Source organism: Lichenibacterium ramalinae (genome assembly GCF_004137085.1).
Lineage (GTDB): Bacteria > Pseudomonadota > Alphaproteobacteria > Rhizobiales > Beijerinckiaceae > Lichenihabitans > Lichenihabitans ramalinae.
This window is the reverse complement of sequence record NZ_QYBC01000006.1, coordinates 1-26318: the sequence shown is the minus strand read 5'-3', so window position 1 is coordinate 26318 and position 26318 is coordinate 1. Positions and strand designations below refer to the sequence as shown.

The window sequence follows — 26318 nt, the reverse complement described above, 5'->3', positions numbered from 1 at the left end:
GCCGCGATCCCCTGGCCCGCGATCCCCCGACGCACGAGGCCGGCTCCCGCCGTCCGGGCGTTTGCCTTCGGCCGGAGGCCGCGTGTCTGGGCGATCGCCGCGCGATCCGGGGCGGGGGGGCTTCTGGCTCAACGCGGGGGCACTTCGTCCTGTGTGGCGGGCGCGACGCCGGGCCGGGTGCGCGCGGGCGGTTCGGCGCCGCCGCCCCTCTATGGGGTCGCGACGGGCGTCATGGCAACGTCGGCGCGCCTGCGCCCGGCCGTCAACGCCCCCAGCGCGGCCACGAGGCACATGGCGCCGGCGCCGTAGAAGGCCGGCAGGTAGTTGCCGAGCCCCGTGCGGGCCGCACCGGCCGCGTAGGTGGCGAAGGCGGCGCCGATCTGGTGGCCGGTGAAGATCCAGCCGAAGACGAGCGGTCCCTTCTCGCGCCCGAACAGCTTGGCGGAAAGCCGCACCGTCGGCGGCACCGTGGCGATCCAGTCGAGCCCGTAGAACAGCGCGAAGATCGACAGGCCGTAGAAGGTGAAGGTGGAGGAGGGGAGCCAAAGCAGCGACAGGCCGCGCAGCCCATAATACCAGAACAGCAGCCAGCGGTTGTCGAACCGGTCGGACAACCATCCGGACGCGACGGTGCCGAAGAAGTCGAAGATGCCCATGAGGGCGAGGACGGAGGCCGCATCGGTCTCCTTCAGCTGGTAGTCGGCGCAGAAGGCGATGAAGTGGCTCTGGATCAGGCCGTTGGTCGACAGGCCGCAGATGAAGAAGGTGCCGAAGAGGGCCCAGAAGGCCGGCACGCGCGAGGCTTCCGCCAGGATGGCGAAGGCCCGGGCGACCGGGCCGGGCCCGCCCACAGCCGGCGCCGGCGCGCCGTGGCCGGGTTCCTCGCCATAGGCGCCGAGGCCGAGGCTTTCGGGCCGGTCCACCATGAAGAGTGCCACCAGGGCGGCGACGGCGACGCAGGCCGCCACCGTCGGGAAAACGGCGGCGCGCCAGCCGACGCGCTCGACCAGCATCGTCGCCAGCGGCAGGAAGGCGAGCTGCCCGGTCGCGGCGCTCGCCGTCAGCAGGCCGAGCACGAGGCCGCGGCTCTTCACGAACCAGCGGTTCGCCACCGTGGCGCCCAGCACCATGGCGGTCAGCCCCGTGCCGAGCCCCACCACGACGCCCCACAGCACGAGGAGGTGCCAGAAGGCCGTCATCGCTGTGGCGAGCAGCAGCCCGGCGGAAATCAGCGCCACGGCCGTCACGATCACGGCGCGGAGGCCGAACCGCAGCATGAAAGCGGCCGAAAACGGCGCCATCAGGCCGAACAGCATGATGCGCAGCGCCAGCGCCGACGAGATGGTGGCGGTGGACCAGCCGTATTCCCGGCTGAGCGGCAGGATCAGCGCGCCCGGCAGCCCCATGGCGCCCGCCGTGGTCAGCATGGTCAGGAAGGTGAGGGCGCCCACCACCCAGGCGTAGTGGATGCCCCGCCGGGCGAGGATGGCTTCGAGTCGTCGGGCCAGCATGGTCAGTCCTTCTCCGGGACGGGCGCCGCCGTCCCCTCCGCGTGCCGGGCGATCGCCGCCAGGCTGTCCCGCAGCGCGCGGGACGGCTCGGTACCGAAGCTCCGGTCGAAATGGTCCTGCGCGGCCCGCCACAGCGGCTGGCAGCGCCGGCGCTTGGCCCAGCCGTCGGGCGTCAGCGTCACCCGCCGCGACCGGCCGTCCAGGGGATCGGCGACCAGGGCCACCAGCCCGTCGCGGGCCAGGGGCCGCAGGTTGTGGGTCAGGGTGGTGCGGTCGAGGCCGAGGCGCTCCGCCAGCTCGCCCATGCTGGGCGGCCCCTCGGCCTCGCGCTTGGCGAGGTTGCTCAGCACCGCATATTGCGACACGCTCAGCTTTTCCGGTGCCAGGGCCGCATCATAGGCTTGGCTGAGGCGCCGCGCCGCCATGCGCAGGGCCGAACAGGTACATTCGACGTCCATGATGCCGACGCTCCGATCCGCCTTTAGGTGTGTATGCACCCTTATCGACGCCGTCAAACCGCTCCGTCATTCACGGCGCATTCAGCGCTTCGGCCGGAATGTGTCGGCATGATGCGCGCCGCCCTCCTCGGGGCCGTGATGGCCTTGCGCTTCGGGGCCGCAGCGGCCCAGCCCCTCCCGCAGGACGAGCCGCAGCCTCTGCTCTGCGTGGGGCCGGCCAAGGCGCGCCAACTCGTGTTCGACCAGAACCTCGTGCCGCCGATCCGTGCCATGCGGCAGGCCTCGGCCGCATCGGGCGCCGAGCCGATCGACATCCAGCTCTGCTGGTTCCACGGTGCGCTGGTCTATGACGTGACGCTGCTGGATCGGAACGGTCCCATGATCCACCGCCTGATGTCGGGCGCGACCGGTGCCCCGCTCGGCGAGCCCGGCAAGCCGTGACGACCCGTCCGTCCGGGACGACGCCGGCGGTCCGGGACGACCCCCGGAACATGGTGAGGCGAGCCGCGCCGCGCAGCGGCCTCTTGAGGAGGGCGAGATGAGACTCTTGGTGGTCGAGGACGACCGTGACCTGAACCGCCAGATCGTGGCGGGCCTCGAAGGGGCGGGCTATGCCGTCGACCGCGCCTTCGACGGCGAGGAGGGCCATTTCCTCGGCGACACCGAGCCCTACGACGCCGTGGTGCTGGACATCGGCCTGCCGAAGCGCGACGGCATCGCGGTGCTGGAGGCCTGGCGGGCGGCCGGCCGTGCCATGCCGGTGCTGATCCTCACGGCGCGGGACCGCTGGAGCGACAAGGTCAAGGGCTTCGACGCCGGCGCCGACGACTACGTCGCCAAGCCCTTCCACATGGAGGAAGTGCTGGCTCGCGTGCGCGCCCTGCTGCGCCGCGCCGCCGGCCACGCCAGCGCGGAACTGACCTGCGGGCCCGTGACGCTCGACACCCGGGCCGGACGCGTCGCCGTGGATGGCAATGCCGTGAAGCTCACCTCCCACGAATACCGGCTTCTGTCCTACCTGATGCACCACATGGGCCGCATCGTGTCGCGCGGCGAGATCGTCGAACACCTCTACGACCAGGACTTCGACCGCGATTCCAACACGATCGAGGTCTTCGTGGGCCGGCTGCGGCGCAAGCTCGGCGTCGACATCATCCAGACCATGCGGGGCCTGGGCTACCTCGTGGCGCCGCCCGAGGCCGAGAAGAAACCCGCGGCCAGGAAGGACGCCTGAGGTGCTGGCCTGGCTCGGCACGCGGTCCATCGCGACGCGGCTGTTCCTGTCCGCCGCCTTCTGGAGCGTGCTGATCCTGCTCGTCGCCGGCATCTCGCTGGCCACCATCAACCGGCGTTCGGCCGAAAGCGACTTCGACGAGCGCCTGTCGGTCTACATGCGGGCGCTCGCCGCCAATTTCGCCGACCCAGGCGACGACGCGCGCTCCAACCTCGGCCAGCTCGGCGAGGTGATGTTCGAACTTCCGCTGTCGGGCTGGTACTGGCAGATCACGCCGCTCGACGGCGACCCCAACGACATCCGCGCCTCCCGATCGCTCTTCGCCGAGCGGCTGCCCAAGCTGGCCGATGCCGGCGTCGAGGCCGGGGTCGGCGGCACCCGGAAGGGCTATGCCGTCGGGCCCGACGACCGCCGGCTGCGCATCGTCGAGCGGGTGATCGACACGGGCGACAAGCACCACTACCTCGTTCAGGTCGCGGCCTCGCCCGACGAGGTCGAGGCCGACATCCGCTCCTTCAACGTCGCCCTCGGCCTGACGCTGGCCATCCTGGCTGTCGCCCTCATCCTGTCGACGATGCTGCAGGTGCGTTTCGGGCTGCGGCCCCTGCGGCGGCTGGGGGCGGGCGTCGCCGCCATCCGGCAGGGCGACGCCGAGCGCATCGAGGGACAGTTCCCGCGCGACATCGCCCCCCTGGCCAACGAACTCAACCTGCTGATCGCGGCCAACCGCGAGATCGTCGATCGGGCCCGCACCCACGTCGGCAACCTCGCCCACGCGCTGAAGACCCCGCTCAGCGTCATCGTCAACGAGGCCTCGGCGCAGGCCGCGGGCGAGCCGGACGCCCTCACCGCCAAGGTGCGCGACCAGGTCCAGATCATGCGCGACCAGGTCACCTACTACCTCGACCGCGCCCGCGCCGCCGCCCGCTCGACCGTGATCGGCAACGTCACGGAGGTGAAGCCCGTGATCGAGGGGCTGGTCCGCACCTTCGGCAAGATCTACCGCGACCGCGACATCGTGTTCGAGGCGCGCCTGCCAGACGGCCTGCGCTTCCGCGGCGAGAAGCAGGACCTCGAGGACCTCGTCGGCAACCTCGTCGACAATGCCGGCAAGTGGGCGCAGGGGCGCGTCACCGTCACGGTGGACAGCACCAACGACCCCGGCGAACTCGGGCCCTCGGCGCTGCTCATCCTCGTCGACGACGACGGGGCGGGGCTCGACGCCGAAGCCCGCGGCCTCGTGGCGCGCCGCGGCCGGCGCCTCGACGAATCGAAGCCGGGATCGGGGCTCGGCCTGTCCATCGTCACCGATCTCGCCGGGACCTATGGCGGGAGTTTCTCGTTGGACCAGAGCCCGCTCGGGGGCTTGCGGGCCGTCCTCAGGCTTCCCGGAAGCCGGACGGATCTCCGCCCCAATCCCGTGTGAGGCGACCCTGGCCCGAGGCATGGACCTTTGGTAACGTTTCGCGTGTGTGATCGGCGCGGTCCCGTGCGGGCACATGCGATGGGCGCGGGTGTTTGAACGTGAGGGGGCCGGGGGCGGCATGGCAGCGATGGTTCGGATCTTCAGGGGCGCGGCACTGGCCGGCGCGGTCCTCGGCGCCGCCGGGACGCTCGGCGGCTGTTCGACGACGAGCACCAGCGGGGTCAGCCTCGCCGCCATCCCCGGGCTCGGCGCCGCGCCGGTGGCGGCCGTCGCCCCGGTGGAGGCGACACCGATCCCCATTCCGGTGAACTACGGCGGTTTCCTCGGCGGGGCCGCCGGGTCGAAGCTGCCGGAGGGCGACCGCGACGCGGCCCTGGCGGCCGAGAACGGCGCCCTCGCCTCCGGCGAGCGCCGCACCTGGAAGGGGCAGAAAGGCGTGTTCGGCTATGTCGTGCCGGGCGCCACCGCCTCGGCCGGCACCGCCGTCCCGGCGGACGGCGCTCCCGCCGAGTGCCGCAGCTTCACGGCCACGATCTTCTTCGCCGGCCGTCCCCAGACGGGCCACGGCACGGGGTGCCGCGACCTCGACGGCAACTGGCATGTGACCTCTTGATCCGCAGCCGCTTTTTCGCGTTTCCGCCCCGGTGAGGACGCGCTAGAAGGCCGGCATGGTGTGGTTCGCCTTCGCCCTCATGACCGCCGCCGCGCTGCTCTGCGTGGCATGGCCGCTGCTCCACCCGCGGCGACGGCGGGCCGCGGGGGCGAGCGACGTCGCCTTCTACCGTGACCAGCTCGCCGAACTCGACGCCGACGTCGATCGCGGCATCCTGCAGCCCGCCGACGCGGAGGCGACGCGCGCCGAACTCGGCCGCCGCCTGATCCGGGCCGCCGACGTCACGGGCGCCGAGCCGCCGGCCGGCCCGCGCCGGGTGGCGGTGGCGCTCGCCGCCGGCGTCGCCGTCCTGGCCGTGGCGGGCGGCGTCTATGCCGACGTCGGACGTCCGGACCTGCCCGACGCGCCGCTGGCGGCCCGGCGCGACGGGACCACGGATTTCGCCGCCGCCATCGCCAAGATCGAGGCCCACCTCGCCGCCGACCCGGACGACGGCCGCGGCCTCGCCGTGATGGCGCCGATCTACATGAAGATGGGGCGGTTCGGCGATGCGGCGCGGACCTACCGCGACCTCATCCGCGTCGTCGGGCCCACGGCGGAGCGGCGCGCCGCCCTCGGCCAGGCCCTCGCCATGGCGGCGGACGGCGTCGTCACGGCCGAGGCCCGCGAAGCCTTCGACGCCGCACTGAAGGAAGACCCCGCCCTGCCGCAGGCGCGCTTCTTCCAGGGGCTCGCCGCCCTGCAGGACGGCGACAAGGCGAAGGCCCGCGCCGTCTGGATGGCGCTCGTCGCCGAGGCGCCGCCCGGCGCGCCCTATGCCGACACCGTCCGCCGCCGCATCGCCGGGCTCGACGGCGCCCCGGTTGGCGCCCCCGCCCCGGCACCGTCGGCCGCTGCGGCGGAGCCCGCCATGCCGGCCGGCGCCGCCGCCGTGGCGGCGCTGCCGGCCGACCGGCAGAGGGTCGCCATCCGTGGCATGGTGGACGGCCTCGCGGCGCGGCTCGCCGAAGACGGGCAGGACGCGGACGGCTGGCTCCGGCTCGTCCGCGCCTACCGTGTGCTGGGCGAAGACGACAAGGCGGTCAAAGCCCTCGCCGACGCCCGCCGGTCGATGAGCGGCAACGCTCCCGTGCTCGGTCGGCTCGACCGGCTGGCCCACGAACTCGGTCTGGAAAGCTAGCCATGCGCCGCAAATCGAGGCGTCTCCTCCTCATCTCCAGCGCGCTCGCCGTGGCCGGCTTCGCCGCCGGCCTCACGCTCTTCGCGCTGCGCGACAGCGTGGTGTTCTTCTACGGCCCGACGGAATTTGCCGAGAAGGCGCCCGCGCCCGGCACGCGGCTGCGCATCGGCGGCCTCGTCGCGCGCGGGTCGCTGGCGCATGTCGGCGACGCCACCGTGGAGTTCGCCGTGACCGACAACAGCCGCGACGTGCGGGTGCGCTACACCGGCCTGCTGCCGGACCTGTTCCGGGAAGGGCAGGGGGTGGTGGCCGAGGGCGTCGTCTCCGGGCCGGACCGCTTCATCGCCGATTCCGTCCTGGCCAAGCACGACGAGACCTACATGCCGCGCGAGGTGGCGGACGCCCTGAAGCAGCGCGGCGAGTGGCAGCGCGAGAGCGCTTCGGCCTCGGTGGCGTCGCCCGGGCCGGCCGCCGTCGCCGCCGCCCCGACCCTGCGCTGAGGCCCGGGCCATGATCGTCGAGACCGGACATTTCGCCCTCGTGCTGGCCCTGGCGCTGGCGCTGGTCCAGTCGGTGCTGCCGTTGTGGGGATCGGTGCGCCGCGACCCGACGCTGATGGGCACCGCCGTGCCGGTGTCGCTGGGGCAGCTGGCGCTCGTCGCCTATGCCTTCGCCTGTCTCGCCGAGGCCCATGTCGCGGCGGACTTCTCGCTGCGCAACGTGGTCGAGAACACCCACTCGACCCAGCCGCTCGTCTACAAGATCGCCGGCGTGTGGGGCAACCACGAGGGCTCGATGTTGCTCTGGGTGCTGATCCTGGCGCTGTTCGGCGGGCTCGTCGCCCTCTTCGGCCCCGGCATCCCCATCGTGCTGCGCGCCGCCACGCTGGGCGTGCAGGGCTGGATCGCCTCCGCCTTCCTGCTCTTCATCCTGCTGACCAGCGACCCCTTCGCCCGCGTCGTCGACCCGCCCATGGAGGGGCAGGACCTCAACCCGATCCTGCAGGACATCGGCCTCGCCATCCACCCGCCGCTGCTCTACCTCGGCTATGTCGGTTTCTCGATCGTCTTCTCCTTCGCGGCCGCCGCCCTCATCACCGGTCGGGTCGACGCGGGCTGGGCGCGGTTCGTGCGCCCCTGGGCGCTGCTCGCCTGGACGTTCCTGACGCTCGGCATCGCCATGGGGTCCTACTGGGCCTATTATACGCTGGGATGGGGCGGGTTCTGGTTCTGGGATCCGGTCGAGAACGCGTCGCTGATGCCGTGGCTGGCCGGCACGGCCCTGCTTCACTGCACGAGCGTGATGGAGAAGCGCGAGGCCCTGAAGGTGTGGACCATCTTCCTCGCCATCGTGACCTTCTCGCTGTCGCTGCTCGGCACCTTCCTGGTGCGGTCCGGCGTGCTGACCTCGGTGCATTCCTTCGCCAGCGACCCGACGCGCGGCACCTTCATCCTGCTGATCCTGGCGGTCTTCATCGGCGGGTCCTTCGCCCTCTATGCCTGGCGGGCGCCGATGCTGCGGGCCGGCGGGCTCTTCGCCCCGGTGTCGCGCGAGGGCGCGCTGGTGTGGAACAACCTGTTCCTGTCGGCCGCCTGCGCCACCGTCCTGGTGGGAACGCTGTACCCGCTCGCGCTCGAGGCGCTGACGGGGCAGAAAATCTCGGTGGGGGCGCCGTTCTTCAACCTCACCTTCGGGCCGCTGCTGGTGCCGCTTCTGCTCGTCGTGCCGGTCGGGCCCAGCCTCGCCTGGAAGCGCGGCGACCTGCTCGGTGCGGCCCAGCGCCTGACGGCCGCGGCGGGCATCGGGCTGCTGGTGGCGGTGGTGCTGTTGGCCGTCACCCGGGGCGGGCCCGTGCTGGCTCCGCTCGGGGCCGGCCTCGCCGTCTACATCGTGCTCGGCGCCGCCACCGACGTCGCCCTGCGCCTGCGGCCGCGCCCGATGCCGGTCCGCGCCGTGCTGGAGAGGGCGAGGGGGCTGCCGCGCTCGGCCTACGGGACGGCGCTGGCCCATGCCGGGCTCGGCGTGACGCTGCTGGGCCTCGCCGCCACGGGCTGGGGCGTCGAGCGGATCGCGGCCGTGACGCCGGGACAGCCCGTCGAACTCGGCCCCTACGACCTCGTCGTCACCGGCCTGCAGCCGCGGATCGGGCCCAACTACGCCGAGACGGTCGCCGAGACGGAGGTGCGCCGCGGCGGCCGCGTCGTCGCCCGCATCGCGCCGGCGAAACGCGTCTTCGCGGCACGTCGGCAGACCGTGGCGGAGGCTGGCATCGTCACGCTCGGCCTCGGCCAGGTCTATGTCAGCCTCGGCGACCAGCATGCCGACGGCACGATCGACGCGCGCATGTTCTGGAAGCCGTTGGTCTCGCTCATCTGGTGCGGGGCGCTGGTGATGGCGCTGGGTGGGCTGCTGTCGCTGTCGGACCGGCGCCTGCGCATCGGTCTCGCGGTCCGCGGCTCCCGCCCCGCCGGCAGCCCGCCCCCCGCGCGTCCGCCCGTGCTGCCGAGCCCGGCCGAATGAGCGCGCGCGCTGCTGCCGCCCGGGCCGCGGGCCTCGCCCTGCTGGCGGCGCTGGCCGTGACGCCGGCCCGCTCCGTGGAGCCCGACGAGATCCTGTCGGACCCGGCGCTCGAAGCGCGGGCGCGCTCCATCTCGGAAGAACTGCGCTGCCTCGTGTGCCAGAACCAGTCCATCGACGATTCCGCCGCGCCGCTCGCCCGCGACCTGCGCCTGATCGTGCGCGAACACCTGAAGAGCGGCGACAGCGACGACGCGATCCGGGCCTATCTGGTGCGGCGCTACGGCGACTTCGTGCTTTTGAAGCCGCCCCTGGCGCCCGCAACCCTGCTGCTCTGGGCGACGCCCGGGCTGGCCCTGCTGCTCGGCGGCGCGACCCTGCTGGCCCGGCGCCGCCCGCCCGGCGCATCGCGTCCGCTGACGCCCGACGAGCAGGCCAGGGTCGATGCGCTGCTGGCCGGGCCGCGCGGCTGACGGCTGCGGCGGCCGAGCGAGACTTACACGCACCTTACTAAAGTTTCATCACCGGGAAATGGCAAGGCAAGGTGGCGAGCCCCATGTTGCTGGTCATGGAGACGGCGCGCCAAGCTGCGCCGCCCGCGACGAGGAGTTTATCCCGATGACCAAGCGTCCGACCATCCGCACCGCCCTGCTCGGTGCCGTGGCCGTCACCGCGCTCGGCGCCACTGTGGCGGCCCCGAGCCTGCTGTCGACCTATCCGGCGCAGGCCGCGCAGATCGCGGGGCAGCCCGCGCCGAGCACCATCGCGCCCGGCTCCTTCGCGGATGTCGTCGACCGGGTCAGCCCGGCCGTGGTCTCCGTCAAGGTCAAGATGGTGGAGAACGCGTCGGACGACGACGACAGCCCCGCCCAGTCCATGCCCAACATCCCGAAGGGCGATCCGCTGGAGCGCTTCTTCCGCCAGTTCCAGCAGCGCGGCGGCATGGGCAATCCGAAGCCCCATCCCCACACCGGCATGGCGCAGGGCTCCGGCTTCTTCATCTCCTCGGACGGCTACATCGTCACCAACAACCACGTCGTGGAGAACGCCACCGACGTCGAGGTGGCGCTGCAGGACGGCAAGACCGTGCCGGCCACGGTCGTGGGCACCGACAAGAAGACCGACCTCGCCCTCATCAAGGTCAAGTCCGGTTCCAACTATCCCTTCGTGCAGTGGGCCTCGAGCGTGCCGCGCGTGGGTGACTGGGTGATCGCGGTCGGCAACCCGTTCGGGCTCGGCGGCACCGTCACGGCCGGCATCGTCTCGGCCCGGGGCCGCGATATCGGCGCCGGCCCCTACGACGACTTCCTGCAGATCGACGCGCCGGTGAACCGCGGCAACTCGGGCGGCCCGACCTTCAACACCGAGGGCCAGGTCGTCGGCATCAACACCGCGATCTTCTCCCCCTCGGGCGGCAGCGTCGGCATCGGCTTCGCAATCCCGACCGAGGTGGCGCGCGGCGTCATCCAGGACCTGAAGGACAAGGGCGTGGTGGCCCGCGGCTGGCTCGGCATTCAGATCCAGCCCGTCACGGCCGACATCGCCGAGTCGCTCGGCCTGAAGGACGCCAAGGGCGCCCTCGTGGCCGAGCCCCAGAAGGGCTCGCCGGCCGCCGCCGCCGGCATCCGCTCGGGCGACGTCATCACGGCCGTCAACAGCGACATGGTGGACAGCCCGAAGGAGCTGTCGCGCAAGATCGCCGGCCTCGGCCCGGACAAGAAGGTGACGCTCACCGTCTGGCACGAGGGCAGCCAGAAGAACGTCGACGTGACGCTGGGCACGCTGCCGAACGACCAGCAGGCCAAGGCCGACATGCCGAAGCCGCAGGACGAGAAGGCCCAGCTGTCGACCTACGGCCTGACGCTCGCTCCGGCCGCCTCGATCGCGGGCGCGGGCAGCGCTGGCGTGGTCGTGGCGGAGGTCGATCCCGACGGCACCGCGGCCCAGAAGGGCCTGCAGACCGGCGACGTCATCCTCGAAGCAGCCGGCAAGCCCGTGGCGCGGCCGTCGGACGTGTCCACCGCGCTGTCCGACGCCAAGAAGGACGGCCACAAGGCCGTCCTGCTCCGGGTCAAGACCGGCGACAACGTCCGCTACGTGGCGCTGTCGACGCAGAACGCGGGCTGAAGCGCGCTCGGGCCCGAGGCCTTCTCGAGCCCGAGCCTCCCCGGGCTCAAGACTTTCCGGGCTCAAGACTTCCCGGGCTCCCGCGCCTTCAGCGCCCCCCGTCGGCGCGGGGTCCCAGGGTGAGGGCGGCAGGTCGGGCCTAGCGGTCTGGCCTGCCATCTTCCCGGCAGCCGATCCCCCCCGGGCGCGCCAGAGCCACCGGCCCGGACCGTCCCGGGATCAATCACCCCACACCGTCATCGAACCCGCGGCTCCGGCGCTCGCCGGGGTGAGCCGTCACGCCTTGAGGACCCGACCCGATGCGCATCCTGGTGATCGAGGACGATCCGGAAGCTTCGAGCTACCTCGTCAAGGCCTTCGCGGAGGCCGGGCACGCCGCCGACGTGGCGCATGACGGGCTCGAAGGCTACGCGCTGGCGCAGGACGGGCACTACGACGTCCTGGTGGTGGATCGCCTTCTGCCCAAGCTCGACGGCCTGTCGCTGATCGGCGGGCTGCGGGCCCAGAAGGTCGAGACGCCGGTGCTGATCCTGTCGGCGCTCGGCCAGGTCGACGACCGGGTGAAGGGCCTGCGGGCCGGCGGCGACGACTACCTGCCCAAGCCCTACAGCTTCTCCGAACTGCTGGCGCGCGTCGAGATCCTGGCCCGCCGCAAGCCGCTCGACAGTGGGGAGCCGACCGTATACCGGGTCGGCGGCCTCGAACTCGACCGATTGGCCCACAAGGTGTCGCGCAACGGCAAGGACATCCCGGTGCAGCCGCGCGAGTTCCGCCTGCTCGAATACCTCATGCGCAACGCCGGCCAGGTCGTGACCCGCACCATGCTGCTGGAACACGTGTGGGACTACCATTTCGACCCGCAGACCAACGTCATCGACGTGCATATCTCGCGGCTGCGCTCCAAGATCGACAAGGGTGCCGAGGCGCCCCTGCTCCACACGGTGCGGGGCGCCGGATACATGATCCGTGACGATCGTCGGTAAGCTGTTCCGGACGACGGCGTTCAAGCTGTCGCTGGCCTATCTGGTGATCTTCGCCGTCGGCGCCGGGGTCGTGCTGGGCGGCATCGACTGGGACGTCAACCAGCTGCTCGACGCGCAGATCGGCCAGACGATCGAGGCCGAGATCAACGGGCTGACCGAGCAATACGATTCGGGCGGCATCCGCCAGCTCGTCTCGACCGTCGAGCGCCGCACCGAGCAGCCCGGCTCGTCGCTCTACCTCGTGACGAGCTTCGCCGGGGAGCCGCTCGCCGGCAACGTCGCGACCCTGCCGCCGGGCGTCATCGACCATCCCGGCCTCATCGAGATCACCTACGAGCGCCGCAACGAGGCGCGGGCGAGCCACCTGGCGCTCGCCCAGGTGTTCCTGCTGCCGAGCGGGTTTCGGCTTCTCGTCGGCCGCGACCTCGAGGAACGCGAGAACCTCCGCAACGTCATGATCCACGCGCTGTTCACGTCGCTGTTCTGGGTCATGCTGGTGGGCCTGCTGGGCGGCCTCGTCATGTCCTTCCGCATCCTGCGGCGCGTCGACGCCATGAACGCCAGCGCCAAGTCGATCATGACGGGGGACCTCGCCCGTCGCCTGCCGCTGGCCGGCACGGGCGACGAGCTCGACCGCCTCGCCGAGAACCTCAACACCATGATCGGCCGCATCGCCGGCCTGATGGTGGGGATGCGAGAAGTGTCCGACAACATCGCCCACGACCTGCGCACGCCGCTGACCCGGCTGCGCAACGGCGCCGAGGCGGCGCTGCGCTCGGACGGCGATCCCGAGCGCCAGCAGGAGGCGCTGGAGAAGGTGATCGGGGAGGCGGACGGCCTCATCGCGGTGTTCAACGCCCTGCTGATGATCGCCCGCGCCGAAGCCGGGGCAGGGCGCGACGGCTTGGCGGCCGGGGACGTCGGCGCCGTGGTGGCGGAGGTCGTCGAACTCTACGAGCCCTCGGCCGAGGAGGAGGGGGCGAGCGTCCGTTCGGAGATCGAGCCCGGCGTCCCGGTGCTGCTCAACCGGGAACTGCTCGGCCAGGCGCTCGCCAACCTGATCGACAATGCGCTGAAATACGGCCTGCCCTCGGGCGGCGCCCCGGCCGAAGTCGCCGTTTCGGTGCGCCGGGCGGGCGAACGGGTCGAGATCGCGGTGGCGGACCGCGGCGCCGGCATCCCGGCCGCCGACCGGGCCCGCGTGCTCGACCGGTTCGTGCGGCTCGAAGGGTCCCGCTCGCGCCCCGGCTCCGGCCTCGGCCTGTCCCTGGCGACCGCCATCGCGCGCCTGCACGGCGGCGACCTCGCGCTCGACGACAACGGGCCGGGCCTGCGCGTGACCATGACGCTGCCGGTCGCCGCCGCCCCGTCCGGGGCCGTCCGCGTCGCCCGGGCGCGGCCGGAACCGGCCCGGCAAGCGTAGCGGCCGTCGGCGGGGCCGGAACGACGCTCTTCGGCGATGTCGCCTTCGGCGAACCCGCTCAACTTCAGGCGACGTGCTCCTTGGTGGAGGCACCGATGACGCGGCGCGGACCGTGCGACGGGCCGGACTGGGCCAGGGGGGACGCCGGGCGCGCGTAGGCGAGACGGGGTGCCGACAGCGGCGGCGGCGGGCCGGGCAGGTGGATCATCACGATGGTGCCGCGACCCGGCAGCGAGCGGATGCGCAAGGCGCCGCCGTGCATCTCGACCAGCGAGCGGGCGATCGCGAGGCCGAGGCCGGACCCCTTCATGCCGTCGCTCATCGTGGCGCCAGCCTGGGCGAAGGGCCTGCCGATGATGGCCAGCGCCGCCGGCGCGATGCCGATGCCGTCGTCCTCCACGAAGAGGTTGGTGCCGCCCTTGGCGGGCCGGATACGGACACCGACCTGGCCGCCCGTGCCGGTGAACTTGATGGCATTGCCGACCAGGGCCGACAGGATCTTGTGCAGCGAGGCGGCGTCGGCGTGGAGCGTCGTTCGGGGGTCGACGTCGGCCATCAGGGCGATCTGCTTGATGGCGGCGGCCTCGCGCACCTCCGCGAAATTGGCCTGCAGCACGGCCGTGGCGTCGAGGCTCGCGGGCTCGATCCTGACGCGGCCCGAGTCGAGCCGCGCCATCTCGAGCACGTCCGAGATGACGGCCAGCAGGTAGCGCCCGCTCGTGGCGATGTCGCCCGCGTAGTCGACGTATTTGGCGCTGCCGAGCGGGCCGAAGGTTTCGGCACCCATCAGTTCGGAGAAGCCGATGATGGCGTTCAGCGGCGTGCGCAGCTCGTGGCTCATGTTGGCCAGGAACTCCGATTTCGCCCGGTTGGCGGTTTCGGCCTCGGCCTGCTTTTCGGCATGGCGCTCGGCCAGTTCGGCGAGCTGCTGGGCCTGGGTCTCGAGCGCCTGGCGGGACCGGCGCAGGTCGGCGATGGTCGCCATCAAGCGCCGTTCGGAATCCATCAGTTGTTCTTCGTGGCGCTTCAGCGCCGTGATGTCGGTGCCGACCGAGACGTAGCCGCCGTCCTTGGTGCGGCGCTCGTTGATCTGCAACCAGCGATTGTCTCCGAGCTGGGCCTCGTAGGTGCGGGCGCCGCCGCGCGGGCTTTCCCCGAGCGAGATCTGGGTCTGGATCAGCGGTGGCGTGGCGTTGGCGATGAGCAGGCCGTAGGGGGTGCCGACGCGGACGGTGTCGGGCTTGAGCTCGTGCAGGGCGAGGAACTTGGAATTGCAGGTCACGAGGCGGTTGTCGGCGTCCCACAGCACGAAGGCTTCCGAGATGGCCTCGATGGCGTCGCGCAGGCGGACGTCCGCGGTGGCGCTGCGCTCGGCGAGCCGCTTCTCGTCGGAGATGTCGACCGCGATGCCGACGAGGTGCAGTTCCGATCCCGTGCCCTCGCGCACCAGCTCCGCCCGCGCCCGCAGCCACACCCAGGCGCCGCGGCTGTTCCGCAGCCGGAACACGTGGTCGATGGCGTTGGAGCGGGAGCCCGCCACGGTTTCGGCGAGGCGGGACAGGTCGCCGTCCTGCGGGTGGACGAGGGCGTTGACCTCGCCGAAGGACATGAACTCCGAGCGCGCCTGCATGTCGAGCATGGCGTACATCGAGGCCGACCAGTAGATCCGGCCGCGGGCGAGGTCCCAGTCCCACAGCCCGCAGCGGCCGCGGTTCAGCGCCGTGTCGATGCGGCCGTGCACGCGGGCGTGGATGGCCTCGACCTCCACGGCCCGGTTGGTCTGCCAGAAATATGCCATGGCGATGACGGTGAGCACGAAGGCCGTCGAGAACAGCAGGAAGCCGGAGCGGAACGAGGCCGCGCGCCACTCGCTCAGCAGGTCCGCCATGGGATGGATCACGGCGATCTGGCCATAGGGCGGCGCGAGCTGGCGCACCACCGCGAGCACGTCCTGGCCGTCGGCGAGGTCGATGCGGAGCACCCCCGCCTTGTCGGCGAAGACCGTGAGGGGCTGAGTGGGGCCGAGCAGGTCCGCCAAGGCCCTGCGCCCGGCGACCAGCGGCGGGACAGCCGCCACGACGTTGCCGTCGAGGTCCGACACCAGGATCTGCCGCCCGGCCGTGAGGGCCCGGCCCGGCATCAGCTGTTCCAGCGCCTCGGCTGGCTTGAGGCCGGGATGGTGCGCCATCGCGGCGTTGAGCTGGCCGGCGGCCAGCGTCGCCACCATCTCGAGGTCGCCCACGGCGTCGTTGACGGCGCGGTCGCGCGCGTCGCGGCATTGGATGATGGCGCCGACCGCCAGCACGGTCATGAAGACCGCGACCAGCAGGGGCACGAGACGTCGGAGCCAGGGCTCGTATTCCGCCATGCGCAGGTGACCCGGCTGGGTCAGCGCGCGGGCAAGTCCCTGCAACGTCCCCGCATGCGCGGATCCGTTTGCCGCGTTCGCACGCGCCATCGATTGCCCCCTCGTCTACCGCCGGATCGAGGGGATGTGCCGCATCTCCGAGACCCGTCCCAATGTGGGTCGGATGGGCCTGATTTGTCCAGAAACAGATTTGTGAGCGAATCGAAAAGTTCGCTTGATTTCCGTCCGGTTTTCCGGCGGCGGCGCCGCCGCCGGAGCCGTTCAGCCGAGGGATCGCGCCGCGATATCCTTGACGTCCGGCGACAGCGCCGGTTGCCCGGAGACACGCCGCAGCGCCGCCTCGGCTTTGGCACGCCGCCCGGGCTCCATCAGCCGCCATGACCGGAAGGCCCCGAGCAGGCGCGACGCCACCTGCGGGTTCTTGCCGTCGAGCAGGATCACCACGCTCGCCACGAGGTCGTATCCGGCACCGTCGGGGCGGTTGAACTGGGTCGGGTTGGCCCCGAAGCCGCCGATGAGGGCGTAGACCCGGTTGGGCACGGCGAGCGAGAAGGCCGGGTGCTCCATGAGGCGCCGCACCCGCTCCGGCGTGTCCGCTTCGGGGATGGCGGCCTGGAGGGCGAACCACTTGTCCACCACGAGGGCGTGGTCGGCGAAGTCCGAATAGAAGCGGGCGAGGGCGGCCTCGCGGGCCGCGCCCGGCACCAGGCCGAGCACCGACAGGGCGGCCAGGCGGTCGGTCATGTTGTCGGCGCCGTCGAATTGCGCCAGGGCGAGCGCCGCGCCGTTCTCGGGATCCCCGGCGGCGAGCAGCGACAGGGCGGCGTTGCGGAACGCGCGCGCCCCGGCCCCGGCCGCATCCGGCGCGTAGGGCCCGGCGTTCCGGCCCGCCGCCAGGACGGCGCGGAACGCCGGCGCCAGCATGGTGCCGATACCGGCGCGGACGCGCTCCCGCGCCGCATGCAGCGCATCGGGGTCGACGTCGCGGCCGATCTCGTGGGCGAGTTCGCTCACGGCCGGCAGGGTCAGGACCTGGGCGGCGAAGGCGGGGTCGCGTGCGCCGGTCTCGATCACGGCCGACAGGGCGGCCCGCAGCGGTGCCGGCTCGGCCGGGCCGCCGCGCAGGCCGGCGAGGACCAGGCGCGACAGCACGGTCTGCGCCGCGTCCCATCGGTTGAAGGCGTCCTCGTCGTGGGTCATCAGCGTCACGAGGTCGGCGTCGGTGGCGTCGGTCGTCAGGCGCACCGGCGCCGAGAACCCGCGCAGCAGCGACGGCACCGTGCCGGGTGCGACATCCTCGAAGCGCAACCTGCGCGACGGTGTCGAGAGCTCGATGACGCCATGGTCGTGCTCGGTCGCCGACAGGCCCGCCTCCGCGCCGGTGCGGACCGGCTGCTCGGTGCCGTCCCGCCGGACCAGCCCGAAGCGCAGCGGCACGACGACGGGGCGCTTGACGGGCTGGCCGGGGGTGGGCGGCGTGTCCTGCGCGAGATCGAGGGTCAGCACGCGGGTCGCCGCGTCGTAGCGCGTGGTCGCCGTGACGCGGGGCGTGCCGGCCTGGACGTACCAGCGGAAGAACTGCGACAGGTCGCGGCCGGAACTCTCGGCGAAGCACCCGAGGAAGTCTTCGACCGTCGCCGCCGTGCCGTCGTACCGGTCGAAATACAGCGCCATCCCGCGATCGAAGGCCTCCGGCCCGACGAGCGTGCGGTACATGCGGATGATCTCGGCCCCCTTCTCGTAGATGGTGGCGGTGTAGAAGTTGTTGATCTCGGAATAGGCGTCGGGCCGCACGCTGTGGGCCAGCGGGCCGCCGTCCTCGGCGAACTGGCGCGCCCGCAGGGCCCGGACATCGGCGATGCGCTTGACGGCGCGGGAGCGCTGGTCGGCCGAGAACTCCTGGTCGCGATACACCGTCAGCCCCTCCTTGAGGCTGAGCTGGAACCAGTCGCGGCAGGTGATGCGGTTGCCGGTCCAGTTGTGGAAATATTCGTGCGCGATCACCGTCTCGATGCCGGCGTAATCCGCGTCGGTCGCCAGCTCGGGCGAGGCGAGGACGTATTTGTCGTTGAAGATGTTGAGGCCCTTGTTCTCCATCGCCCCCATGTTGAAGTCCGACACAGCGACGACGTTGAACACGTCGAGGTCGTAGGCGCGGCCGAAGACCCGCTCGTCCCAGTGCATGGCGCGTTTCAGCGCATCCATGGCGTAGGCGGCCTGGGCGGTCTTGCCGGGCTCGACGTAGACGGCGAGGTCGACGGGCCGACCCGCGCCGGTCGTCGTGGCGTCCCGCAGCACGTCGAGGCGGCCCCCCACGATGGCGAAGAGGTAGGAGGGCTTGGGATGGGGGTCGTGCCACACCGCGAAATGCCGGTCGGTGCCCGGGACGTCGCCGGCCGCGACCGGGTTGCCGTTGCCGAGCAGCACGGGCGCCACGGCGCGCTCCGCCTCGATGCGGGTGGTGAAGACCGACAGGACATCGGGACGGTCGAGGTAGTAGGTGATGCGGCGGAAGCCTTCCGCCTCGCATTGCGTGCAGAACGCCGAACCCGACCGGTAGAGCCCCATGAGCGCGCTGTTGGCCGAAGGGTCGACGAGCGTCTCCACCATGAGCGTGAAGGCGCGCCGGGGCGGCTCGGCCAGGGTCAGGCGCTCGGGCTCGGCGATGCCGAGCGGCAGCGGTTCACCGTCGAGCGCGATGGCGGTGGCGACGAGGCCGTCGCCGTCGAGGTGGAGCGGGGCCCCGGCGACGCCCGCGGGGTTCGGGCGCAGCTGCAGCGTGGCGCGGATGCGGGTCGCGGTCTCGTGCAGGTGGATGTCGAGGTCGACCGCGTCGACGAGGTAGTCCGGCACCCGATAGTCGGACAGGCGGATCGGCTGGCCCTGGTCGCTGCGCATCGGCTGTCATCCGTGAAGGTTGGGAGGGCCGGAAGGGCTCACTCGCCCGGCCGCACCGCGGCGGCCGTCGGGTCGTAATCGGCGGCCGCCGCGGCCGGATCCGGCAGGTTGCGGTGAAAATACACGGCGGCGGCGAGGTTGGCGGCGCCGAGCAGGACGAGCAGAACGGGGTTCGGCACCGCGATCCAGGGGGCCTGGAGGGCGGCCGTGGCGGTGGCGCCGATGATCATGAACACGGCGTTCAGAACCCCCACCCCGGCGACGACGCGGGCGCGCCGCTCGGGGGCCGCCCAGGACTGCACGGCGGAGAAGACCGGCACCGAGAACAGACCGCCCGCGCAGGCGAGGCCCATAAGGTCGAAGACCAGCCGCAGCCCCGACGCGCTGCGCAGGAAGTCCGGCAGCGACAGCGTCCCGTGCGCCGCCCCCGCCGTGCCGGTGGACCAGCCGGCATCGAGCAGGAACACCCCCATGGCGGCGACCGACCAGGCGGCATGCGACAGGACGATGCGGCCGCGCGACAGCCACCCGGCCAGCAGGGAGCCGATGCCGACGCCGACGGCGAAGAACAGGCTGATGGCGGTCTCGACCTCGACGCCGGCGCCGATGCGCTGCTTGACCACGACCGGCACCAGCACGAGCGACACCGAGCCGCTGAGCCAGAACCAGCTCGACCCGAGGCCGCCCACCCACATGCGCCGGTCCCGCCGCAGGTCGCCGATCAGCGCGAAGGTCGAGCCGATCAGGTTGCGGCCGATCCGCAGGTTCGGCACCGAGGAGGGCGCGGCGGGGATGAACCAGGTCGACACGAGGCACAGCACCGCCACCACCCCGAGCTCCGTCACCACCATGGGCCGCGAGATGCCCTCGAGGCCGGTGAGCCCGCCGGCCGCCAGCCCGAGCAGGATGGCGACGAAGCCCGCCCCCTCGACGAGGGCATTGCCGGCCGTGAGCTCTTCGCGTTTCAGGTGGTCGGGCAGGATGCCATATTTGATGGGCGTGTAGAGGGTCGCGATCAGCCCCAGAAGGAACAGCGCGGCGTAGAGCGCCACGATGGAATTGTACCAGTAGCCCGCGGCCGCGACGCCCTGCACGCCCACTTCGGCGAGTTTCAGCCACCGGGCCACCCGCGCCTTGTCGTTGCTGTCGGCGAGCTGGCCGCCGAGGCCGGACAGCACGAGCGAGGGCAGGATGAAGGCCGCCAGGGCCAGCGTGACGAGCGGCCCGGCATTCTCCGCCCCGACCTTGAACAGGATGATCATGGCCAGCATGTTGCGGACCAGGTTCTCGTTGAAGGCCGAGAAGAACTGGCTCCAGAACAGCGGCGCGAAGCGGCGGGTGGCGAGCAGCGAAAAGATCATGCAGGGAACGTCCCGGGCCTCGACTGGAGGCCGGAACCGGCCCGCGCTCTAGGTTTCACTCCGCCGCCGCCGCCTCGGCCGCCTTGACCAGCGTCAGCGCGCTCTGCGCGGCGGCACCCTCCGAGCCTTCGCCCGAAACCTGCACGGTCGGCAAGGCAAAACCGATGCCGTGCTCCTGAAACGCCGCCTTGATGAGCAGCAGCGCCCGTCGGCGCGACGCGAACTGCACGTCGCCCGGCACGGTGGTCATCTTGGTCTGGAGCTGCACGGCGTAATCGCCGAACTGCGCCACGCCCTGCAGCTTCATGGGCCTGATGATGCCGGGCCCGAGTTCGGGATCCGCCGCGAGCGTTTCGCCGATGCGCTTCACGATCTTGCGCACCTGTTCGAGGTCGGTGTCGTAGCGCACGTTGAGGCGGATCTTGTCCACCACCCAGTCGCGGCTGAGGTTCTGCACGGCGCCGAGCGTGCCGAACGGGATCGTGAACAGCGCGCCGCGCTGGTGGCGGAGCTTGACCGAGCGCAGGCTGAAGCTCTCCACCGTGCCCTTGTAGGTGCCGCTCTGGATGTATTCGCCGATGCGGAAGGCGTCGTCGACGAGGTAGAAGATGCCCGAGATGATGTCCTTGACGAGCGTCTGGGCGCCGAAGCCGATGGCGACGCCGACCACGCCGGCGCTGGCGATGAGCGGGCCGATCTCGACGCCGAGGGCGGCCAGCACCATGGTGCCGGCGACCGCGACCAGGGCTGCCAGCGACAGGTTGCGGGTGATGGGCAGCAGCGTCTGCAGCCGGGCGGCGTGGCCGTTCGCGTCGGCCGGGTCCCCGGGCTCCAGCGTGCCGGCGAGCTTGCGGTCGATCAGCGCCACGATGACGTGCCACAGAAAATCCGCCACCAGCACCACCACCACCACGCCGATGACGGCGCGGGTGATGCGCGTCGCCACCGTGTCGTGCATGGCGAGGTTCGACACGTCGAGGCCGATGAGGCGGGCCAGGAGCGCCGAAGCCGCGACGATGAGCAGCGTGCGGACGCCGCGCTCGAGGAACACCACCAGCAGGCCGCCGGCGGGCACGGCGCCTTCCGCTTCCCCGCCCGGCCGCATGACGTGGCGGATCGAGCGCTGCGCCACCGCCACCGTGCAGGGCCCGCCGACCGCGAAGACCAGCACCCAGAAGGCCTTGTCGGCCCCCGCCACGGCGAAGCACCACAGCAGCAGCATCGTCAGCGACAGGCCGAGCCGCGCCCAGCCGGCCCGCATGTGGCGCCAGTCCGCATGCCCGACGGCCGGCGCCGCCCCCTCGGTGCCGCCGACCGTCGGGACGCCGGGGTAGCGGGCGACGGTGGCGAAGCCCAACGCCAGGGCGAGCGCTTCGACGGTGTCGCGGCACAGCTCGCGGGATTCGGCATCGAAGCCGAAGGAGGCCAGCAGCGCGACGAGCTGCGAGCCGATGCCGAGCAGCAGGCCCGCCGCCACGAGGCGGCGGAACAGGTAGGAGGCTTCGGGGGTACCGATGGGGACGATGCGGAAGCGCGGCGCGCCCGGTGCGAGCAGCAGCCGCCCGACCACGGCGGCGAGGCGCACGACGACGGCGGCGAGCAGCAGGGCGAGCAGCACCTGCTTGAACTTCGCCGTCCAGTCGAAGGGCAGCATAGCCCCGACGCTGCCGAGCGTGAACGACCCGATGAGGCCGAGACCGTAGGCGAACCGCGCCATCATGGCCGAGATGCGGTCCCGGACGGTGTCGAGCGGCAGCGCCAACAGCCAGCGGCCGAACCGGCGCGTGTTGAGCCGGAACAGCCATTCGCCGCCGAAGCCCAGCGCGATGAAGAGCGGCAGGAAGAGGGCGAGGCTCAGGGCGTCGCCGTGCCCCAGCATGTCGCCCAGCATGGCGCGGGCCGCGCCGAATTCGCCCGGCAGGCGTGGCACGGCCTGGGCCAGGGCGCCGATGCGCTGGCGCAGGTGCTGCAGATCCTCGCCGAACCCGCCCGACATGGTGTCGGCCGCGGTCGCCGACGGCGACGGCGCGGCCGGGGCTGCCCCGCGGGCGTCGAGCAGGGCGCGGACATCGGGATCCTGGACGAGGTCGAGAAGCAGCCGCAGCTTGGTGGCCGAGGCCGGCGATTCCGCGGGCGACGCCGGCCCGTTGGGGACCGGCCCGGCGGGAGCCGGGCTGGCGAGGACCGGGCCGGCGAGCAGGCCGAGGCCCAGGACGGCGGGGAGGAGCAGGCGCATCGGCGTTGAGTCCCGGTGGCGAAACGGCCCGCGGCCCCCGGCGGGGCCTCGGCGGCTGGCAAGGGCACGGGAGGCCGTGCTACTGCGGCTGCATGTCCTTCGACCGGAATAGCACGCTGGTGACACAGACCGACTCCCCCGATCCCGCCCTCGACCCGCGCCGCAGCTTCCAGGGGCTGATCCTGGCCCTGCAGCGCTTCTGGGCCGGGCAGGGCTGCGTCGTGCTCCAGCCCTACGACATGGAGGTCGGCGCCGGGACGTTCCACCCGGCCACGACGCTGCGCTCGCTCGGCCCCAAGCCCTGGCGCGCCGCCTATGTGCAGCCTTCGCGCCGCCCCAAGGACGGCCGCTACGGCGAGAATCCCAACCGGCTGCAGCATTACTACCAGTTCCAGGCCATCCTGAAGCCCTCGCCGCCCGACCTCCAGGACCTTTACCTGCGCTCGCTGGCGGCGATCGGCATCGACCTCGCCCTGCACGACATCCGCTTCGTCGAGGACGATTGGGAAAGCCCGACGCTGGGGGCCTGGGGCCTCGGCTGGGAATGCTGGTGCGACGGCATGGAAGTGTCGCAGTTCACCTACTTCCAGCAGGTGGCGGGCGTCGAATGTTCGCCCGTCTCGGGCGAGCTGACCTATGGGCTCGAGCGCCTCGCCATGTATGTGCAGGGCGTCGAGAACGTCTACGACCTCAACTTCAACGGGCGCGACGGCGAGGCCCGCATCGCCTACGGCGACGTGTTCCTGCAGGCCGAGCAGGAATATTCGCGCTACAATTTCGAGCATGCCGACACGGCGCTGCTGTTCCAGCACTTCCGGGACGCCGAGGGCGAGGCCCGGTCCCTGCTGGACAAGGGCGCGCCCGAGGCCGAGGGCGGCCGCCACCGCATGGCGCTGCCCGCCTACGACCAGACCATCAAGGCCTCGCACCTGTTCAACCTGCTCGACGCGCGCGGCGTCATCTCGGTGACGGAGCGGCAGAGCTACATCCTGCGGGTGCGGGAGCTCGCCAAGGCCTGCGGGGCCGCCTGGCTGCAGACCGAGGGCGGCGGCGCCTGAGCGGCGGGGGCGCCTGAGCGGCGGGTGGCGGGGGCGGTGCGGGCGCGCAAAGGCGGAAGTCCGCCGGAGCCGGCCCGGGACAGGTTCGACACCCGCGAAGCCGAGGCCAAGCGCTCGACCTTGGCTTCGAGGACCTGCCCGTGACGTCCCCGCATGCCGTCGCCTCGGCGAACCCGCCCTGGATCCACGAGGACCCCTTCGACCGCCCGCCGATCGCGCAGGCCTCGGTCGGAGGCATCACCCTTTCCACCGCCGACGCCCCGATCCTGCGCTGTCCCGGCCCGGTCCAGCGCGTCTGACCCGCTCGCACGAAGATCCCCATGCCCGACCTTCTCCTTGAACTGTTCTCCGAAGAGATCCCCGCCCGCATGCAGGCGCAGGCCTCCTCCGACCTGAAGCGCCTCGTCACGGACGCGCTGGTGGCGGCCGGCCTGCTCTACGAGGGCGCCGAGGCCTTCGTGACGCCCCGCCGGCTGGCGCTGCAGGTGGCCGGCCTGCCGGCCCGCCAGCCCGACGCGCACGAGGAGCGCAAGGGGCCGCGCGTCGGCGCACCGGAGGGCGCCATCCAGGGCTTCCTCAAGAGCGCCGGCCTGGCGTCGATCGCCGAGGCCAGGATCGTCGCCGACAAGAAGGGCAGTATCTACGTCGCCCATATCCACCGGGCGGGGCGCGCCACGCCCGAGGTCGTGGCCGACCTGCTGCCGGGCATCATCCGCACCTTCCCGTGGCCGAAGAGCATGCGATGGGGCAGGGGGTCGACGGCGCCCGACACGCTGCGCTGGGTGCGGCCGCTGCAGTCGATCCTGTGCACGTTCGGGGCCGAGACCGAGGACCCCGAGGTCGTGCGGTTCTCGGTCGACGGCATCGCGTCCGGCGACGAGACGCGAGGCCACCGCTTCATGGCGCCGGGCGCCATCAAGGTGCGGCGCTTCGACGATTACGTGCCGGCGCTCGAGGGTGCCAAGGTGGTGCTGGATGCCGGGCGGCGCGCCGACACCATCCGCCACGAGGCGCGCGACCTCGCCTTCGCGCGAGGGCTCGAGGTCGTCGAGGACGAGGCGCTGCTCGCCGAGGTGGCGGGTCTCGTCGAATGGCCCGTCGTCATGATGGGGCGCTTCGATCCGGCCTTCCTGACCATCCCGCCCGAGGTGATCCGCGCCACGATCCGCGCCAACCAGAAGTGCTTCGTCACGCGGCGCCCCGACGGCGCGCTGGCCGACAGCTTCGTGCTCGTGTCCAACATCCTCGCCTCGGACGGCGGCGCCGCCATCGTGGCGGGCAACGAGCGCGTGGTGCGGGCCCGCCTGTCGGACGCGCGCTTCTTCTGGGAGACGGACCTCGGCATTGCGCTCGCCAGCCGCGTGCCGAAGCTCGACAGCATCGTGTTCCACGAGAAGCTCGGCACGCAGGGCGACCGCGTTCGGCGCGTCGCCGCCCTGGCGCGCGACCTCGCCCCGCAGGTCGGGGCCGATGTCGGCGAGGCCGAACGCGCCGCCGTCCTGGCCAAGGCCGACCTCGTCTCCGACATGGTGGGCGAGTTCCCCGAGCTGCAGGGGCTGATGGGCCGCTACTACGCGCAGCGGCAGGGGGAGAGCCCGGCCGTGGCCGGCGCCGTGGAGGATCATTACCGTCCGCAGGGGCCGTCCGACCGCGTGCCGACCGACCCCGTGGCGATCGCCGTGGCGCTCGCCGACAAGCTCGACACGCTGATCGGCTTCTGGGCCATCGACGAGAAGCCGACGGGCTCGAAGGACCCCTTCGCGCTGCGCCGCGCCGCGCTGGGCGTGATCCGCATCGTGATCGAGAACGGGCTGCGGCTGCGGCTGCGCCACGAACTGACGCTGCACGGCCTGGTCCTCGCCACGCGCCACTTCGCCGAGGAGGACCGCCGCATCGTAGAAGCCCGCGAGCTGCTGTCGCGCAGCCTGCGCGATGCGGCGCTGGACGCCAGCATCGCCCTCGCGGCGCGCCTGTCGCCCTCGCTCGATGCCCGCTGGGTGGAGGCGGCCGAGATCGCGCACCGTCGCGCCCTCGACCTCATGGGCTTCTTCGCCGATCGCCTGAAGGTCTACCTGCGCGAGAAGGGCGCCCGGCACGACCTGATCGATGCCGTCTTCGCCCTGCCGGGACAGGACGACCTCGTGTTGGTCGTCCGCCGCGTCGAGGCGCTCGGCGCCTTCCTCGACTCGGAGGACGGCGCGAACCTCCTCGCCGGATACCGGCGCGCCGCCAACATCCTCAAGGCTGAGGAGAAGCGCGACGGGGCCGGGGCCTTCGACGGCCTGCACGACCCCGCGCTGCTCGAGATGCCCGAGGAGCGCGTTTTGGCAGAAGCCTTGGCGCGAGCCGAGGCGGCGGTCGCGGATCGTTTGGCCGAGGAGGACTTCGCCGGCGCCATGCGGGCGCTGGCGGGGCTACGGGCACCGGTCGATAGCGTCTTCGAGCGCGTCACCGTCAACGCTGACGACCCGGCCCTTCGCCTCAACCGCCTGCGCCTGCTCTCGGCCCTGCGTCGCACCATGCAGGCCGTCGCCGACTTCAGTCGCGTCGCCGGCTGATCGCACTTCCCCTTCTCCCGTCTGGCGCGACAACCCGGCCCCGTCGTGCGCTGCCCTTCTCCCGCCTGCGGGAGAAGGTGGCGCCGCGCAGCGGGGTCGGATGAGGGGACGGGGGCCGCCCCGGCGGGCTGCCGCCTCGGCCACGGGCAGCCGGGGGAGAGTCCTGCGATTCCCATGGCGATTGCTGGGGCAGGGGAGTGGGCTGGAGGCGTTCCGAGCGTCGCCGCTGATTTTTGCAATTTTGTGAGTTTCGGCGTTGACGGGCTTGGTTGGTGGGTTCTATAAACCGGTCATCGACGGCGGCGCTGCTGAGGCGGCCCGCGGGTTTCGACGCTTCCGAGCTTCGGTTTGGTGGTCATCGCCCGGC

The 26318-nt window shown here is 72.0% G+C and carries 20 protein-coding genes; 14 read left to right on the top strand and 6 right to left on the bottom strand.

Annotated elements, in window-relative coordinates:
- Positions 1–209: 209 nt before the first annotated feature.
- On the bottom strand, positions 210–1511 hold the full coding sequence (locus tag D3272_RS08255) for an MFS transporter (protein WP_129218695.1): 1302 nt from the start codon (positions 1509–1511) through the stop codon (positions 210–212).
- A gap of 2 nt (positions 1512–1513) precedes the next feature.
- Complete coding sequence (locus D3272_RS08250; protein WP_129218694.1) at positions 1514–1969, bottom strand: MarR family winged helix-turn-helix transcriptional regulator; 456 nt, start codon at positions 1967–1969, stop codon at positions 1514–1516.
- A 108-nt stretch (positions 1970–2077) separates the two neighbouring features.
- Between D3272_RS08250 and D3272_RS08245 the strand changes: the two genes are divergently transcribed.
- The 11 genes from D3272_RS08245 (at position 2078) to D3272_RS08195 (ending at position 13472) form a co-directional block, all read left to right on the top strand.
- A complete protein-coding gene (locus tag D3272_RS08245; protein WP_129218693.1) occupies positions 2078–2410 on the top strand; it encodes a hypothetical protein in 333 nt (110 codons plus the stop codon).
- A gap of 97 nt (positions 2411–2507) precedes the next feature.
- Positions 2508–3203 carry a response regulator transcription factor gene (locus D3272_RS08240; RefSeq protein WP_129218692.1) on the top strand — a complete coding sequence of 232 codons (696 nt, stop codon included), beginning with the start codon at positions 2508–2510 and terminating at the stop codon, positions 3201–3203.
- Between the two features lies 1 nt (position 3204).
- Entirely contained in the window at positions 3205–4629 is a 1425-nt protein-coding gene (locus D3272_RS08235) for an ATP-binding protein (protein ID WP_428977970.1), read from the top strand.
- 118 nt (positions 4630–4747) lie between these two features.
- On the top strand, positions 4748–5242 hold the full coding sequence (locus D3272_RS08230; protein WP_129218691.1) for a hypothetical protein: 495 nt from the start codon (positions 4748–4750) through the stop codon (positions 5240–5242).
- Between the two features lie 55 nt (positions 5243–5297).
- Complete coding sequence (ccmI, locus tag D3272_RS08225) at positions 5298–6422, top strand: c-type cytochrome biogenesis protein CcmI (protein WP_129218690.1); 1125 nt, start codon at positions 5298–5300, stop codon at positions 6420–6422.
- Between the two features lie 2 nt (positions 6423–6424).
- The gene (ccmE, locus tag D3272_RS08220) at positions 6425–6922 is read left to right on the top strand and encodes a cytochrome c maturation protein CcmE (RefSeq protein ID WP_129218689.1); all 498 of its coding nucleotides are present in this window, start codon (positions 6425–6427) and stop codon (positions 6920–6922) included.
- A 10-nt stretch (positions 6923–6932) separates the two neighbouring features.
- The gene (locus D3272_RS08215) at positions 6933–8942 is read left to right on the top strand and encodes a heme lyase CcmF/NrfE family subunit (protein WP_129218688.1); all 2010 of its coding nucleotides are present in this window, start codon (positions 6933–6935) and stop codon (positions 8940–8942) included.
- A complete protein-coding gene (locus tag D3272_RS08210; protein WP_129218687.1) occupies positions 8939–9412 on the top strand; it encodes a cytochrome c-type biogenesis protein in 474 nt (157 codons plus the stop codon). The genes D3272_RS08215 and D3272_RS08210 overlap by 4 nt, the downstream gene beginning before the upstream one ends.
- A gap of 145 nt (positions 9413–9557) precedes the next feature.
- Positions 9558–11066 (top strand): Do family serine endopeptidase, encoded by a 1509-nt coding sequence (locus tag D3272_RS08205; RefSeq protein WP_129218686.1) that lies wholly within the window; start codon positions 9558–9560, stop codon positions 11064–11066.
- Between the two features lie 299 nt (positions 11067–11365).
- Positions 11366–12049 (top strand): response regulator transcription factor, encoded by a 684-nt coding sequence (locus tag D3272_RS08200; RefSeq protein WP_129218685.1) that lies wholly within the window; start codon positions 11366–11368, stop codon positions 12047–12049.
- Positions 12033–13472 (top strand): sensor histidine kinase, encoded by a 1440-nt coding sequence (locus D3272_RS08195; RefSeq protein ID WP_129218684.1) that lies wholly within the window; start codon positions 12033–12035, stop codon positions 13470–13472. The genes D3272_RS08200 and D3272_RS08195 overlap by 17 nt, the downstream gene beginning before the upstream one ends.
- A 64-nt stretch (positions 13473–13536) precedes the next feature.
- On the opposite strand, the gene D3272_RS08190 is transcribed toward D3272_RS08195, so the two are convergent.
- The 4 genes from D3272_RS08190 to D3272_RS08175 form a co-directional block, all read right to left on the bottom strand.
- Entirely contained in the window at positions 13537–15885 is a 2349-nt protein-coding gene (locus tag D3272_RS08190) for a PAS domain-containing sensor histidine kinase (RefSeq protein WP_245496449.1), read from the bottom strand.
- Between the two features lie 216 nt (positions 15886–16101).
- A complete protein-coding gene (gene pepN / locus D3272_RS08185) occupies positions 16102–18738 on the bottom strand; it encodes an aminopeptidase N (RefSeq protein WP_129218682.1) in 2637 nt (878 codons plus the stop codon).
- A gap of 38 nt (positions 18739–18776) precedes the next feature.
- Positions 18777–20099, bottom strand: a complete 1323-nt coding sequence (locus D3272_RS08180; RefSeq protein ID WP_129218681.1) for an MFS transporter — start codon at positions 20097–20099, stop codon at positions 18777–18779.
- Positions 20100–20154: 55 nt separating this feature from the next.
- Positions 20155–22335 carry a mechanosensitive ion channel family protein gene (locus tag D3272_RS08175; protein ID WP_129218680.1) on the bottom strand — a complete coding sequence of 727 codons (2181 nt, stop codon included), beginning with the start codon at positions 22333–22335 and terminating at the stop codon, positions 20155–20157.
- Between the two features lie 119 nt (positions 22336–22454).
- Here D3272_RS08175 and D3272_RS08170 point away from each other — a divergent pair, with 119 nt between their 5' ends.
- From D3272_RS08170 to glyS, 3 genes are all read left to right on the top strand, one after another.
- A complete protein-coding gene (locus D3272_RS08170; RefSeq protein WP_245496448.1) occupies positions 22455–23393 on the top strand; it encodes a glycine--tRNA ligase subunit alpha in 939 nt (312 codons plus the stop codon).
- A 140-nt stretch (positions 23394–23533) separates the two neighbouring features.
- Positions 23534–23692 carry a type II toxin-antitoxin system VapC family toxin gene (locus D3272_RS27220; protein WP_165361273.1) on the top strand — a complete coding sequence of 53 codons (159 nt, stop codon included), beginning with the start codon at positions 23534–23536 and terminating at the stop codon, positions 23690–23692.
- 21 nt (positions 23693–23713) lie between these two features.
- Positions 23714–25951: a glycine--tRNA ligase subunit beta gene (glyS, locus tag D3272_RS08165; RefSeq protein ID WP_129218678.1), complete on the top strand. Its 2238-nt coding sequence runs from the start codon at positions 23714–23716 to the stop codon at positions 25949–25951.
- The last annotated feature ends 367 nt before the right edge of the window (positions 25952–26318 follow it).